13 protein-coding genes and 1 riboswitch are annotated in these 13,569 nt (G+C 71.8%); of the genes, 8 read left to right on the plus strand and 5 right to left on the minus strand.

Features of this window, described 5'->3' with window-relative positions:
• Nucleotides 1-4: 4 nt before the first annotated feature.
• On the minus strand, nt 5-1,420 hold the full coding sequence (locus tag ACXJKB_RS01450) for a ferredoxin reductase family protein (RefSeq protein WP_457184720.1): 1,416 nt from the start codon (nt 1,418-1,420) through the stop codon (nt 5-7).
• Nucleotides 1,421-1,534: 114 nt separating this feature from the next.
• Here ACXJKB_RS01450 and ACXJKB_RS01455 point away from each other — a divergent pair, with 114 nt between their 5' ends.
• The 4 genes from ACXJKB_RS01455 (at nt 1,535) to ACXJKB_RS01470 (ending at nt 7,194) form a co-directional block, all read left to right on the plus strand.
• On the plus strand, nt 1,535-2,452 hold the full coding sequence (locus ACXJKB_RS01455; RefSeq protein ID WP_457184721.1) for a carbohydrate kinase family protein: 918 nt from the start codon (nt 1,535-1,537) through the stop codon (nt 2,450-2,452).
• Between the two features lies 1 nt (nt 2,453).
• Complete coding sequence (locus tag ACXJKB_RS01460) at nt 2,454-3,356, plus strand: pseudouridine-5'-phosphate glycosidase (protein WP_457184722.1); 903 nt, start codon at nt 2,454-2,456, stop codon at nt 3,354-3,356.
• Nucleotides 3,357-3,410: 54 nt separating this feature from the next.
• A riboswitch (cobalamin riboswitch) is annotated at nt 3,411-3,632 on the plus strand.
• A 131-nt stretch (nt 3,633-3,763) separates the two neighbouring features.
• A complete protein-coding gene (locus tag ACXJKB_RS01465) occupies nt 3,764-6,145 on the plus strand; it encodes a ribonucleoside-diphosphate reductase subunit alpha (RefSeq protein ID WP_457184723.1) in 2,382 nt (793 codons plus the stop codon).
• Nucleotides 6,142-7,194, plus strand: a complete 1,053-nt coding sequence (locus ACXJKB_RS01470; protein WP_457184724.1) for a ribonucleotide-diphosphate reductase subunit beta — start codon at nt 6,142-6,144, stop codon at nt 7,192-7,194. The genes ACXJKB_RS01465 and ACXJKB_RS01470 overlap by 4 nt, the downstream gene beginning before the upstream one ends.
• Before the next feature lie 103 nt (nt 7,195-7,297).
• Here ACXJKB_RS01470 and ACXJKB_RS01475 read toward each other — a convergent pair whose 3' ends face one another.
• Nucleotides 7,298-7,696 (minus strand): YccF domain-containing protein, encoded by a 399-nt coding sequence (locus ACXJKB_RS01475; protein ID WP_457184725.1) that lies wholly within the window; start codon nt 7,694-7,696, stop codon nt 7,298-7,300.
• A 53-nt stretch (nt 7,697-7,749) separates the two neighbouring features.
• Here ACXJKB_RS01475 and ACXJKB_RS01480 point away from each other — a divergent pair, with 53 nt between their 5' ends.
• Both ACXJKB_RS01480 and ACXJKB_RS01485 read left to right on the plus strand, forming a co-directional pair.
• Complete coding sequence (locus tag ACXJKB_RS01480; protein ID WP_457184726.1) at nt 7,750-8,166, plus strand: VOC family protein; 417 nt, start codon at nt 7,750-7,752, stop codon at nt 8,164-8,166.
• Nucleotides 8,163-8,741 (plus strand): GNAT family N-acetyltransferase, encoded by a 579-nt coding sequence (locus ACXJKB_RS01485; RefSeq protein WP_457184727.1) that lies wholly within the window; start codon nt 8,163-8,165, stop codon nt 8,739-8,741. Before ACXJKB_RS01480 ends, ACXJKB_RS01485 begins: the two co-directional genes overlap by 4 nt.
• Here the strand turns inward: ACXJKB_RS01485 and ACXJKB_RS01490 are convergent.
• On the minus strand, nt 8,725-9,588 hold the full coding sequence (locus ACXJKB_RS01490; RefSeq protein WP_457184728.1) for an alpha/beta fold hydrolase: 864 nt from the start codon (nt 9,586-9,588) through the stop codon (nt 8,725-8,727). The two genes, ACXJKB_RS01485 and ACXJKB_RS01490, sit on opposite strands and share 17 nt — an antisense overlap.
• A gap of 83 nt (nt 9,589-9,671) precedes the next feature.
• Entirely contained in the window at nt 9,672-11,780 is a 2,109-nt protein-coding gene (locus ACXJKB_RS01495) for an amylo-alpha-1,6-glucosidase (RefSeq protein ID WP_457184729.1), read from the minus strand.
• A 171-nt stretch (nt 11,781-11,951) separates the two neighbouring features.
• Here ACXJKB_RS01495 and ACXJKB_RS01500 point away from each other — a divergent pair, with 171 nt between their 5' ends.
• Nucleotides 11,952-12,101 carry a hypothetical protein gene (locus ACXJKB_RS01500; RefSeq protein WP_457184730.1) on the plus strand — a complete coding sequence of 50 codons (150 nt, stop codon included), beginning with the start codon at nt 11,952-11,954 and terminating at the stop codon, nt 12,099-12,101.
• 281 nt (nt 12,102-12,382) lie between these two features.
• Here ACXJKB_RS01500 and ACXJKB_RS01505 read toward each other — a convergent pair whose 3' ends face one another.
• The gene (locus ACXJKB_RS01505) at nt 12,383-12,814 is read right to left on the minus strand and encodes a RidA family protein (protein WP_457184731.1); all 432 of its coding nucleotides are present in this window, start codon (nt 12,812-12,814) and stop codon (nt 12,383-12,385) included.
• A gap of 57 nt (nt 12,815-12,871) precedes the next feature.
• Between ACXJKB_RS01505 and ACXJKB_RS01510 the strand changes: the two genes are divergently transcribed.
• Complete coding sequence (locus ACXJKB_RS01510) at nt 12,872-13,540, plus strand: fumarylacetoacetate hydrolase family protein (RefSeq protein ID WP_457184732.1); 669 nt, start codon at nt 12,872-12,874, stop codon at nt 13,538-13,540.
• The last annotated feature ends 29 nt before the right edge of the window (nt 13,541-13,569 follow it).

Genomic DNA, 13,569 nt, shown 5'->3' on the forward strand with positions numbered 1-13,569 from the left:
GGTGTCACCACCCGAAGCTCTCGACGTGGAGGTGCTGGTCGGGCACGCCGGCCGCGCGGAGGTCGCGGACGACGAGGTCGGCCCAGGGACCCGGGCCGCAGACGTAGACGTCGCGCTCGGCCACGTCGGGGACCCAGGAGGTGAGGGCAGCGAGGTCGGTGGGGGCCTCGATGCCGCTCCCGAGCCAGGAGTCGGGTGCCCGCCGCGGACCGGGGATGCCCCACGCGACGAGGCCTCGGTGCCGGGCCAGCGCGATGAGCTCGTCGGCGAAGATCGGCTCGTCGGACCAGCGGTGGATGAGCACTGCGTCGCCGGGTGCGTACGCCAGTCCCTCCGCGAGCGAGCGCAGCGGGGTGATCCCCACGCCCGCACCGATCAGCAGCACCTTGCGGTTGCGGCGCACGCGGGGGCTGAGGCGCCCGTAGGGCCCCTCGACCCAGACCCGCGAGCCGACATCGAGGCCGGGAGCGGCGCCGCTGCCGTCACCGACGTGCTGCACGGTGATCCGCAGCGACCGGCCGTCGGGGGCCGCTGAGAGGGAGTACGGGTTGGCGCGCGTCCGTCCCGGACGTCCGAGGAAGCGCCAGGTGAGGAACTGTCCGGCCTCGACCGGCAGCCGGTGCAGGTCACGCCCCGTGACGTGCACCGAGACCGTGCCGGGGCCCTCGGGCACGACGGCGGCGACCCTCAGGTCGTGGCGCAGGTTGCGCCAGACCGGCAGCGCGACGCGCCACACCAGCACGCTCCCGGCGCACGCCGCCCACGCGGTCCACCAGAAGACCTGGCGGCCCGGGGAGGAGGTGAAGTCGGCACCGGTCCAGAGCTGGTGCGGGATCGCGAGCCCGACGCCGAGGTAGGCGTAGAGGTGCATGAGGTGCCACGACTCGTAGCGGAGGCGGCGGCGGGCGGCACGGATGCTGGTCGCCACGACCATCACCAGGCACAGCGTGGCCGCGGCGGCGAGCAGCATGCCGGGGTAGTTCACGACCAGGTCCCACAGGGTGGCGGGCGCGGCGGTGACCGAGCCGGCGGCGTAGCCCCACGTGATGAGGACGACGTGCGCCACCATCAGGTCGAACGAGGTGAGGCCGACCAGGCGGTGGATCCGCACGAGCCGGTCCTGGCCGAAGGCCCGCTCCAGCACCGGGACGCGCGCCATCAGCAGGACCTGGGCGAGCAGCAGCACGGCGGCGGCGAGGCCCGTGACCCGCCCCAGGGACGTCAGGCCGGTCGCCCAGCCGCCCAGGTCGGTGATGCCACCACCGGTGAGCCACCACCAGACGACGAGGAGCAGCGAGAGCCACAGGGTGGTCCCTGCTGCGAGTCGGACGCCGTCGTCGCGCCGGGCCCGGACGCCGATCGCCGGGTCCGGCGTGGGCGGCGCGAGCGGGATCGCTGCCGGGGTGTGCAGGTGGGCCATGGGGACGAACCTGCCGGTCCACGCTGGGGCCTGCGTGGGAGCGACCTGTGACGTTCCTGTGAGTGTTCCTGTGGGAGCCGCACCCACGGGCGTGGCGTCTGTCAGGATCTGCGCGTGAAGCAGTGGGTCGTGGTCGTCGGCGGGACCAACATGGACGTCGTCGCCCGCACCTCCTCGCCCCTCGTCGCGGCGACCAGCAACCCCGGCCACGCCCGGATCTCACCCGGCGGCGTCGGCCGCAACGTCGCGGCGTGCCTGGGCCTGCTCGGCGCACCCGTGCGCCTGGTGTCCGCCGTCGGTGACGACGCCTTCGGCGACGAGGCGCTGCGGGTGACCGCCGCGTGCGGTGCCGACGTCACCGCCGTACGCCGTGCCCCCGGGGCGACCGGCACCTACACCGCCGTGCTCGACGACCGCGGTGAGCTCGTGGCCGCGGTGTCGGACATGGCGATCGTCGACGAGCTGCAGCTCGAGACGGTCCACCTCACCGACGCGGCGCTCGTGGTGCTCGACGGCAACCTCGCGCACGCCCAGGCGGCCCGGGTCGTCGCCGCGGCCGCGGCCGCCGGTGTCCCGCTCGCCTTCGAGCCGGTCTCCGTCGCCAAGGCCGGGCGACTGGCCGACCTGGTCCACGACCTGTTCCTCGTCACGCCCAACAGCGACGAGATCGCGGCCCTCACCGGTCGCGCCCCTGCCGACTGGCGCGCTGCCGTCGCAGACCTGCACGAGCGGGGCGTCCAGCACGTCTGGCTGCGGCACGGTGCGGACGGGTCGTGGATGTGCAGCCGCGGCGAGGAGCCGGTCCACCTGCCCGCCGTCGCGGCCACCGTCGTGGACGTGACCGGCGCGGGTGACGCGATGCTCGCCGCCTGGGTCGCGGCCTGGCTGAGGGGCGCCGACCCCGTCGCGGCCGCGCGCCTCGGTCACCGCGCCGCCGCCGCGACCGTCGAGAGCCCCCACACCGTCCGACCCGACCTGGCCGACGTCATCGCCCACGACACCGAGCAGCACCCGTCCGAGAAGGGATCCTGAAATGCTGACCGTCACCGACGAGGTCCGCGACGCGCTCGCGTCCGGCCTGCCGGTCGTCGCGCTGGAGAGCACCATCATCAGCCACGGCATGCCCTACCCGCAGAACGTCGAGATGGCGCGCACCGTGGAGGGCATCGTCCGCGACGGCGGGGCCGTGCCGGCCACGATCGCCGTGCTCCACGGCCGGCCGACGATCGGCCTGTCCGCCGACGACCTCGAGCTGCTCGCCTCCGACGAGTCGGTCATCAAGGTCTCGCTGCGCGACCTGCCCTACGTCGTCTCGCGCGGCCTGCACGGCGCGACGACCGTCGCCTCGACGATGCGGCTGGCGGCCCTCGCCGGGATCAGCGTCTTCGTGACCGGCGGGCTCGGCGGCGTGCACCGCGGTGCCGAGACGTCGTACGACGTCTCCGCCGACCTCACCGAGCTCTCGACGACGTCGGTGGCGGTGGTCTGCGCGGGCGTGAAGAGCATCCTCGACATCGGCCTGACGCTCGAGAAGCTCGAGACATTGGGGGTGCCGGTCCTGGGCTACGGCACGGACGAGTTCCCGTCGTTCTTCTCCCGCTCGTCGGGCTTCGGTGCACCGATGCGCGTCGACTCCCCCGCCGAGGTCGCCGCGCTGATGCGGGCCAAGTGGGACCTCGGGCTCGCCGGCGGCGTCGTCGTCGCGAACCCGATCCCGGCCGAGTCCGAGATCCCGGCCGGGGAGATCGGCGCGATCATCGACCGCGCGCTCGCCGACATGGACTCCCTCGGCATCACCGGCAAGGACGCCACGCCCTACCTGCTGGGCCGCATCGTCGAGATCAGCGACGGCGCCTCGCTCACGGCCAACATCGCGCTCGTCGAGCACAACGCGCGCCTCGGCGCGGCCATCGCACGGGAGCACGTCGCGCTCTGAGGCCCGACACGCCGCCACTAGATGTGGTCCCACACTTCTCCRCGAGCCCTACATATGGTGTTCCACGTAGCTGGTTCGGTGCGTCAGCCAGGCGTGCCGAGGCAAGAGGGAACCCGGTGTGAGTCCGGGACTGCCCCGCAGCGGTGAGTGGGAACGACAGCCGTCACACAGCACTGGGTCGCCAGACCTGGGAAGCGACGGCCAGTAGGGGTCGACCGGACGAGTCCGGGAGGCGCGCCCGCGAGTCCGAAGACCTGCCAGCGCACCGTGCCCGACCGGGCGCGGTGGTCCGAGGCCTCGTGGGAAGGCCGGTGGGCTCGTACGACGCTGCGCCTGCGCGACCTCGTGCTCCCTCACTCCTCCCCGCGACCCCGGACCTCCCCAGGACCGACCTCGCGAGGAGAGAAATGACGGTCACCACCGCACCGGGACGCACGTCCATGCAGGTGCGCAAGCGCAACGGCGACAACGAGCCCGTCGACGTCAACAAGATCGTCCGGGCCGTCGACCGGGTCAGCGCCGACCTGGCCGACGTCGACCCCATGCGCGTCGCGACCCGCACGATCAGCGGGCTCTACGACGGCGCCACCACCGCCGAGCTCGACCGGCTGTCGATCCAGACGGCCGCCGAGATGATCGGCGAGGAGCCGCAGTACTCCCGGCTGGCGGCCCGCCTGCTGTCGTCGTACGTCGACAAGGAGGTGCGCAACCAGGGCGTGATGTCGTTCAGCCAGTCCGTGGCGCTCGGCCATGCCGAGGGTCTCATCGGCGACGACACCGCCCGCTTCGTCAAGGACAACGCCCGGAAGCTCGACTTTGCGATCGACGTCGACGGCGACCGGCGCTTCGAGTACTTCGGGCTCCGCACGGTCTACGACCGCTACCTGCTGCGCCACCCGTCGAGCCGGCTGGTGGTCGAGACCCCGCAGTACTTCCTGCTGCGCGTCGCCTCGGGGCTGGCGGAGTCCCCCGGCGAGGCCATCCGGTTCTACCGGCTGATGTCGTCGCTGGCCTACCTGCCGTCGTCGCCGACGCTGTTCAACTCCGGGACCCGGCACACCCAGATGTCGTCGTGCTACCTCGTGGACAGCCCGCGCGACGACCTCGACTCGATCTACGCGCGCTACGCCCAGGTGGCGAAGCTGTCGAAGTTCGCCGGCGGCATCGGGATCGGCTTCTCTCGCGTCCGCTCCCGCGGCGCGCTCATCCGCGGCACCAACGGACAGTCCAACGGCATCGTGCCGTTCCTGCGCACCCTCGACTCGTCGGTCTCGGCCGTCAACCAGGGCGGTCGGCGCAAGGGCGCGGCCTGCGTCTACCTCGAGCCGTGGCACCCCGATGTCGAGGAGTTCCTCGAGCTGCGCGACAACACCGGCGAGGACGCCCGGCGCACCCACAACCTCAACCTCGCCAACTGGGTCCCCGACGAGTTCATGCGGCGCGTCGAGGCCGACGCCGACTGGTCGCTGATCGACCCCGACCAGGCTCCCGAGCTGCCCGACCTGTGGGGCGCGGCGTTCGACGAGGCCTACCGCCGCGCCGAGGACGAAGGCCGCGTCGTGCGGCAGGTGAAGGCCCGCGACCTCTACGCCAAGATGATGCGCACCCTCGCCCAGACCGGCAACGGCTGGATGACCTTCAAGGACGCCAGCAACCGCACCTGCAACCAGACCCGCGACACCCCGGGCGGGCCTGTCGTCCACCTGTCCAACCTGTGCACCGAGATCATCGAGGTCTCCTCCGACGGCGAGACCGCGGTCTGCAACCTCGGCTCGATCAACCTCGCCCAGCACCTCGCGGACGGGGGTATCGACTGGGACAAGCTCCGCGAGACCGTCCGCACGGCCGTCCTGCTGCTGGACCGGGTGATCGACATCAACTACTACCCCAGCGACGAGTCGGCCGCGTCCAACCCGCGGTGGCGCCCGGTCGGGCTCGGCCTGATGGGGCTGCAGGACGCGTTCTTCGCCCTCCGGCTGCCGTTCGACTCCCCCGAGGCGCTCGAGCTCTCGACCCGGGTGCAGGAGGAGATCTACCTGACCGCCCTCGAGGTGTCGGTCGACCTCGCCCGGCGCCACGGCCCCCACCCGGCGTACGACGACACACGCGCGGCTGCAGGCGTCCTCCAGCCCGACCACTGGGACGCCTCGCCTGTCCAGGCCGAGCGGTGGGCCGCGCTGCGGGAGGCGGTCGCCGAGCACGGGCTGCGCAACTCCCTGCTCGTCGCCATCGCGCCGACGGCCACGATCGCCTCGATCGCCGGCTGCTACGAGTGCATCGAGCCGCAGGTGTCCAACCTGTTCAAGCGCGAGACCCTGTCGGGCGAGTTCCTCCAGGTCAACGCCGCCCTCACCCGCGAGCTGAAGTCGCGCGGCCTCTGGACCGCCGAGGTGCGCGAGTCGATCAAGCGGGCGGAGGGGTCCGTGCAGGGCCTCGCCCAGCTGCCAGACGACGTCCGCGAGCTCTACCGCACGGCCTGGGAGCTGCCCCAGCGGGCGCTGATCGACATGGCGGCCGCGCGCTCGCCGTACATCGACCAGAGCCAGTCGCTCAACCTCTTCATCGCCGGACCCTCGATCGGGAAGCTCTCGTCGATGTACCTCCATGCGTGGAAGTCCGGACTGAAGACGACCTACTACCTGCGCTCGCGCCCGGCGACGCGGATCCAGCAGACGACGGTGTCGGTCACCGCACCGGTCGCCGTCGAGACCACTCCCCTGACCATCTCGGACGACGAGGCGCTCGCCTGCTCGCTCGAGAACCCCGAGAGCTGCGAGGCCTGCCAGTGACCACCACCGACACCACCACCGACACCGTCGCCACCGGCCACTCCGCGACCCGGATGCTCCTCGACCCGGGGATGAACCTCACCCTGCGGCCGATGCGCTACCCGCACTTCTACGACCGCTACCGCGACGCGATCAAGAACACCTGGACCGTCGAGGAGGTCGACCTCCACTCCGACCTCAAGGACCTGCAGCGGCTCAGTGAGGCCGAGCGGCACCTGGTGTCGCGACTCGTGGCGTTCTTCGCGACCGGCGACACGATCGTCGCCAACAACCTCGTGCTCAACCTCTACCAGCACATCAACTCGCCCGAGGGCCGGCTGTACCTGTCACGCCAGCTCTTCGAGGAGGCGGTGCACGTGCAGTTCTACCTGACGCTGCTCGACACCTACGTGCCCGACGAGACCGAGCGCCACGAGGCGTTCGCGGCGGTCGACAACATCCCCTCGATCAAGGCCAAGGCCGACTTCTGCTTCCGGTGGATCGACTCCGTCTTCGACCTCGACGCGCTCGAGACACGGGAGCACCGGCGGAAGTTCCTGCTCAACCTGATCTGCTTCGCCGCGGTGATCGAGGGCCTGTTCTTCTACGGCGCGTTCGCCTACGTCTACTTCCTGCGCTCGCGCGGCTTCCTCAACGGCCTCGCGTCCGGCACCAACTGGGTCTTCCGCGACGAGTCGATGCACATGGCCTTCGCCTTCGACGTGGTCGACACGGTGCGCGAGGAGGAGCCCGAGCTCTTCGACGACGAGCTGGCGGCGCAGGTCCGTCAGATGCTGGTCGACGGCGTCGACGCGGAGGCGCTGTTCGCCGAGGACCTCCTCGGCGGCGGGGTCGCCGGGCTCTCGACGGCCGACATGCGCTCCTACCTGGAGTACGTCGCCGACCGTCGGATGGAGCGCCTCGGCCTGCCGGTCATCTACGGCTCGAAGAACCCGCTGGCGTTCATGGAGCTGCAGGACGTGCAGGAGCTCTCCAACTTCTTCGAGCGCAAGGTCTCGGCCTACCAGGTCGGCGTGACCGGCAACGTCGGGTTCGACGAGGACTTCTGAGCGCCGCACGTGCGGCGGTCGTGGCCCTCGTTCGGACGATTCGAGGGCCGCTTCCGCCGCACGTGCGCGGTCGTCCGGGCGCCGCGAGGATGCCGCGGGCCCGCTAGCGCTGGCGGTCGAACTCGCCGCTGCGGGTGGGGACGATGTCCTTGCCGAGCGGGGCCAGCGAGATCGGGATGAGCTTGAGGTCGGCGAGCGCCAGCGGGATGCCGATGATCGTGACCGCGAGCGCGACGGCGGACAGGACGTGCGCGATGACCAGCCACCAGCCGGCCAGCACGAACCAGATCACGTTGCCGATGAACGACCCGACGCCCGCCGACGGCTTGGCGACGATGGTCCGGCCGAACGGCCAGAGCGCGAAGCCCGCGATCCGGAAGGCGGCGATCGCCCACGGGATCGTGATGATCGGGATGCACAGCAGCACACCGGCCAGCACGTAGCCGAGGAACAGCCAGAACCCGCCGAGGACCAGCCAGATGAGGTTGAGGAGCAGGCGCACAGGGCGATCAAACCAGACCGCCGTCTGCCGCCGGGGCGTGCTTGGATCGCTGCATGGCCTCCCGACTGACCGAGATCTCGCTCGACTGCCACGACCCCGACCTGCTCGCTGACTTCTGGTGCGGGGTGCTGGGCTGGGAGGTCGTCCACCGCGAGCCGGGCCTGGTGGAGATCAGCCCGGCGAGGGTCGAGGACCAGGCGCTCCTCGACGCCGTGCGCTCCGGACCGGTGCCGCCGACGATCTTCCTGGCGAAGGTCGACGAGCCGAAGGTGGTCAAGAACCGCTCGCACTTCGACGTCTCCCCCGTCGACGTACCCCAGGAGGAGGAGGTCGAGCGCATCCTCGCCCTGGGCGCCACGCGGGCCGACATCGGGCAGACGGGCGAGGAGTCCTGGACGGTGCTCGCCGACCCGGAGGGCAACGAGTTCTGCGTCCTCCGCAGCCTGGCGCCCGGTCACTTCTCGCTGTGACCGGAGCCGGCCTGCCCGTGCGGCTGCCGATCACGACCGATCGGCTCGTGCTGCGGCCGCACATGATGGACGACCTCGACGACCTCGTGCGCTTCCACGGGGATCCCGAGGTCGTGCGCTACGTGCCGTGGCCGGTCCGCGACCGCGCGGCGACCGAGGAGACCCTGCAGGTCAAGCTCACCCAGACCGAGCTCGTCGCCCACGGACAGTGGCTGGTGCTCGCCGTCGAGCTGCGGTCGACCGGCGCCGTGATCGGCGAGGTGCTGCTCAAGTGGGCCTCGGACCGCCAGGGCGAGGTCGGCTTCGCGTTCGGCCGCGACCACCAGGGACAGGGGTACGCCGCCGAGGCCGCGACGGCGATGCTGCGCCTGGGCTTCGACGACCTCGGCTTCCACCGGATCACGGCCGTCTGCATCGAGGAGAACGTCGCGTCCGCCCGGCTGCTGACCCGGCTGGGCATGCGGCAGGAGGCCCGCCTCGTCGACAACGTGTTCTTCAAGGGCGCGTGGGCCACCCAGCTGGTGTTCGCGATGCTCGAGGACGAGTGGCGCGGAGCGGTCAGGCCCCGGCCGTGACTCCTGGCCCATCGGCCTCGGTCATGAAGTCCCGCAGCACCCGGGCGAACCGGTCGGGGTCGTCGAGGTGCGGGAAGTGCCCGGCGCCCTCGAAGAGCTCGACCCGGCAATCGGGCACGGCCCGCTGGGCGCTGAGGGCGTGCCACGCCGGGATCATCCGGTCCTTGGAGCCCCACACGATCAGCGTCGCCGGAGGCGTGACGGCGTCCAGGTGGTCGTAGGCGTTGATGCTCTGCCCGCCGATGTCGATCACGGCCCGCGTCGTGGCGAGGAAGGCGCGCCGGCTCTCCCGGTCACCGAGGGAGGTGAAGCCGCGCCAGATGGCGCCGATGTCCGCGCCCGGCTTCCACCCCACCCTCTGCGCGCCCCGCCCCAGTGCCTCCGCCCGCTCCAGGACGGGCGCGGACGCGATGACACCGAGGACCTGGGCGGCACCCGGCAGGGTGGCCGATCGCAGCACGAGGTTGACCTCGCGCCCCAGGCCGCCGCTCGCGACGAGCACGAGGCGGTCCACCCGGTCGGGGAAGAGGTAGGAGAACTGCATCGCGATCCCCCCGCCGAGCGAGTGCCCCACGAGCGTGACCCGTTCGATGCCGAGGTGGTCGAGCAGGTCACGCAGGGTCGCGGCGTGCGAGCTCAACGAGTAGTCGCCGGTCGGCTTGGCGGAGTCACCGTGCCCGAAGAGGTCGGGGACGAGGACCCGGTGGTCGTCGTCCACCTCGTCGACGAGGTGGGACCACTGGCGCTGGGAGCCCAGGATCCCGTGGATGAAGAGCACGGCCGGGCCGGTGCCGCTGTCGACGTACGACAGCTCGTGGCCGTGGAGCACGACCCTGTGCGGTGCCATGTGCGCCATGGTGGTCATCCTGGGGTGAAGGGGTTGGTTACCCAACGGTAGCCCGCGCGCGCAGCGAGGCCGCCGCGCGACCCTCATTCCGTCCGCACGTCGCCGCGACCACCCTCGACGCGCACGGACACCTTCGTGCCCCCGAAGTCGAGGCGCTGGACCAGCAGGTCCGGGACACCGCCGAGGTCGGTGCGGGCCAGCTCGAGCCCCGACCTGTCGGCCGTCGGCCGCAGACCGAGCATGCTGCGGACGTTGAGCAGGACCGAGGCCGACGCCCACGCCTGGGGCGAGCACGACGACGGGTAGGCGACCGGCACGGGTACGTCGTCCCGGGACACGCCGGCGAACAGCTCGGGGGGACGGCCGTCGAAGCGGCCGGCGGCCTCCAGCGCGCCGTCGACGAGCAGGTCGACGGCGTCCCAGCACCCGTACCGCGCGGCACCGGCGATGCAGATCGCCGTGTCGTGGGGCCACACCGACCCGTTGTGGTAGCTCAGCGGGTCGTAGGCGCCCATCGTCGACGCCAGGGTGCGCAGGCCCCAGCCGGTCCAGAGCTCGGCCCCGACCAGCCGCTCGACGTACGTGCGTGCCTTGTCGTCGTCCGCGATGCCGCACCACAGCGCGTGGCCGGGGTTGGTCGTCAGGGCGTCGACCTGGCGTCCGTCGCCGTCCAGGCCGAGGACGAAGTGCCCACGCCGGTCCCAGAAGGCGTCGTTGAAGCGGTCCTTCAGCGCCTCGGCCCCGCGACGCAGCTCGTCGGCGTGGTGCCCGATGTCGACGTGGTCGGCGATCTCCGCCGCTCCGTGCAGCGCGCTGTAGGCGTACCCCTGCACCTCGACGAGGGCCAGCGGCCCCCTCGGCAGCGTGCCGTCGGAGCGGGTGATGCCGTCCCAGGAGTCCTTCCAGCCCTGGTTCTCCAGGCCGCGCGGGTCGCGCCTCATGTAGTCGAGGAAGCCGTCCCCGTCGCTGTCCCCAGCGCCGAGGGTCCAGTCGACGGCCCGACCGACAGCGGGGGCGAGGCGGCCCAAGGCGTCGTCGTCGAGGGCGCGCCAGCGCCACGCCTCCGCGACGAGCCCGACGAACAGCGGGGTGGCGTCCACGGTGCCGTAGTAGCGGCTGCGCGACGCGAACGGACCGCCGCCACCGTGCCGGCGCAGCTCGTGGATGATCCGGCCCGGCTGCTCCTCCGATGCCGGGTCGTCCTCCGTTCCCTGGAGGTCGGCGAGGCTCGCCAGCACGCCCCCGGCCAGGGAGGCGTCGAAGGGAAGCGTCATCCACGACGTCAGCAGCGAGTCACGCCCGAAGAGGGTCATGAACCACGGAGCTCCGGCGGCCACGACCGCGCGGTCCGGGTGGGCCTCGTCCACGATGCGCAGCGCGGCCAGGTCGGCGAGGGCCTGGTCGACGGCAGTGGGCAGGCGTGCGTCCAGGGAGGTGACGGACGGTACGCCCGATCGCCAGGCGTCGATCTGGCGGATGGCGGTGCCGTCGGGCACGGGCAGCTCGAGCCGGGCGCGCACGCCGGCCGAGACCGGGCGGACCTCCACCCGGAGCGTGACGTCCTGCCGTCCGTCGATCCGCAGCTCCCACGTCGCGGTGCCGTTCGCGAGGTCGGCCCGGTCGGGGGCGGGGCTCAGCACCACCTCGGTGCTGTCCGCAGCGCTCGGGTCCTGCTCCGCGGGTGACTCCAGGACCCATCCGTCCGTCGTGGGCACGACTCTGGCGTGACGCTGGCTCGTGGCGCCGCTCTTGACGTCGAAGACGTGGGCGAAGTCGGCGGCGACCTCGAGCTCGAGCCGTACGACGACCGGCAGCGGGTGGGGATTGCTCAGGGTCAGCTCCTCGACGAGGCCGCCCGACAGCCAGCGGCGGCGTACCGCCAGCACCTCGGCCACGTCACCCCGTGCCTCGCCGGCACCTCCGGGCCCCTGCTCCACGTCCGTGGCGACCCGCGAGACCACGACGGCTGACATGGGCGTGGGGGTGCTGGCGGCCAGCAGCTCCGTGCGGCCGCCCACGACCTCCAGCCGCAACCGACTGAGGTGCCGCAGGTCGTCGTAGACGAGACCGTGGGTCGCCGCGACCATGTCGCCGCCCTCGTCGCTGATGGAGAAGCTGCGTCCGTCCACGGTCACGAGGTCGTGGCGACCTCCGACGGGGACCGCGTCTGCCGAGAGATGGAGCTCAGACACCCGTCCACTGTGCCTCATCGCCGTCGACGAATGCACCCCTGCGAGGGTTTACCCGATCTCCCAGCGCGCGGATGCTGAGGACGGGCCGGTCGGCACGTACGTCGTGTCGCCGGGGAGGAGCAAGTCATGAGCACCGTGTTCGAATGCCCGTGCCCGGGTTGCGGTCAACGCATGGACGTCCGCCGGGACGGCGACGTCGAGTGCACCGCCTGCGACGCGCGCTACCGCGCCTGCATGGGCTACCTGTTGCCGCTGCCGCGACGCGGGTCGGACGAGATCCCCGCTGCGGCCGGCGGGCTGACGACGGCCGAGCGGTCATGACACCGCCGTCGTACGGACCGAACGGGTCGAACCGGCCGCCGCGCACGCGTACGACGACGCTGCCGGCGGGCGTTCGGTCCGACTGACGGCACCGCGGGGCAGGCCAGGGCACCACCCGCCACGGGCGATCACCCGCGCCAGCTCCCGTGCCTAGCCTCTCGGGAGGGGACCCGTGCTTGCCGGACATCGCATCTCGCGAAAGGTCCACGCCGGTGGGAGCCCCGAGATCGGCCACCTCCGGTGCTCCTGTGCCGACCGGGGGTGGCCCTTCGCCCAGCCCGTCAGCGAGACGGGCCGACCAGTCGTTCGTCGGGGATGACGGCGACGCCGAGGATCTCGATGAGGGCCTCGGGCTGCCAGAGGCCGGTCGTGCCGATGCCCGCCATCGCGGGGTAGACCGGGCCGGCGAGCTCGCGCCACACGGCGCCGATCTCGCTGCCGTGCGCCTGGTAGTCGGGGATGTCGGTGAGGTGGATCGTGATCGACACCAGGTCCTCGGGGACGCCGCCCGCCTCGCGCAACGTCGCGAGCACGTTGCCGAAGGCCTGGCGGAACTGCTCGACGATGCCCCCCTCGACGATGCGCATGTCGGCGTCGAGCGCCGTCTGCCCGCCGAGGTAGAGCGTGTTGCCGCTCAGCGTGCCGTGCGAGTAGCCGCGCGGCACCGGGAGCGACGCAGGGTTGACGGGGATCGGCGACAGATCGGTGGTCATGCCCCGACCCTAGGACATCTATTGACAACCTGACAACGTTCGTGGGCAGAATGAAATATGCCGACCAGCCGAGGGGCGTTGCCCCTCCAGCCGCCGGGCAAGGTGATCTGCTGCGGCCTCAACTACGGCGACCACATCGTCGAGATGGGCCGTGAGCTCCCGGCCCACCCGACGCTCTTCGCCAAGTACGCCGACACCCTGATCCCCGACGGCGCGGACATCGTGCTGCCCGCCGAGGTCCAGGTCGACTGGGAGGCCGAGCTCGCTGTCGTCGTCGGCACCGAGATCCGCGGCGCCGACCGCGACGAGGCCGCGAACGCCATCGGCGGCTACACGGTTGCCAACGACATCTCCGTGCGCGACTGGCAGAACCGCACGCTCCAGTGGTTCCAGGGCAAGGCGTGGGACGCCACCACGCCGATCGGCCCGGTCGTCGTCCCACCGGATGCGATCGATCCGGTCGCCGGCGTCGACGTGGTGTGCCGGGTCAACGGCGAGGAGCGACAGCGGGGCAACACCCGCACGCTCGTCTTCGACTGCGCCGGCCTGCTGGCGTACATCTCCACCTTCACGGTCCTGCGCCCCGGCGACGTCGTCCTCACCGGCACCCCCGGCGGCGTCGGCATGGGCATGACCCCGCCGACCTTCCTCGCTGACGGCGACGTCGTGGAGACCGAGATCCCCGGCATCGGGACCCTCACCAACACCGTCCGCCTGACCGCCTGACACCCGACTCCGCACAGAACAGGACCGAC

This window comes from Nocardioides sp. P5_E3 (genome assembly GCF_054049275.1).